1 pseudogene is annotated in these 626 nt (G+C 64.1%); it reads right to left on the bottom strand.

The window, feature by feature from the left end:
* Positions 1-626: pseudogene (locus CO251_RS17305) on the bottom strand (hypothetical protein); the annotation flags it as partial.

Genomic DNA, 626 nt, shown 5'->3' with positions numbered 1-626 from the left:
TCGCCTCCTACGGGATTTGGTGGGAATCGGGTGTTGCACGGTCCACCGGTCATACGCGGCCCCGGTTTTTTGATACGGCTGGAGCGCCGCCTCGGCCACCACGCCATCGGCCACCACGGCTTTCCAATCCGTGGTCGTGCGGCCAGGGATGACGGTCCGTTTGAGGCGGACATCGTCGGCTTGCAGCGCCTCGGCCTGATGCGCGGCCAGCACCTCGCGAAACGTGGCCTCCAGCGATTGCCGCCGCGTTTTCAGCACCTCGAGATGCGCTTCGAGTGCCTGCTGTTCGGTCCGTAAGGTGGCATATTCGGCCACATCCGCCGCGAGCGGGGGCGCGACCGCGACACAGGCCGCGGCGTCGTGCGTCGTCGTGATTTGCGATCCCCAGCACGCGTCCCAAAAGCCGCACCGCCGCAAGCCCTGCGGGGTGTGCCACGCACACGGGTAATGGGTGGCTTGATAGTCGTCGGGAATGGGCAGCGGCGTTTTCAGCACCGTAATGGCCAATTGGACTTCCATCAATCCCACGACCAAAGTCCGCGCCAAATCAGGGTCATACACGACCGGATACGACCGGATTTCGCCCGTCTCTTTGATCCAGTAACTAATTTCCGCGGTCGCGCCGC

The sequence above is a fragment of the Sulfobacillus sp. hq2 genome, assembly GCF_002903155.1.
GTDB classification, from domain to species: Bacteria; Bacillota; Sulfobacillia; order Sulfobacillales; family Sulfobacillaceae; genus Sulfobacillus; species Sulfobacillus thermotolerans.
This window is presented reverse-complemented; position numbering and strand designations above follow the sequence as displayed.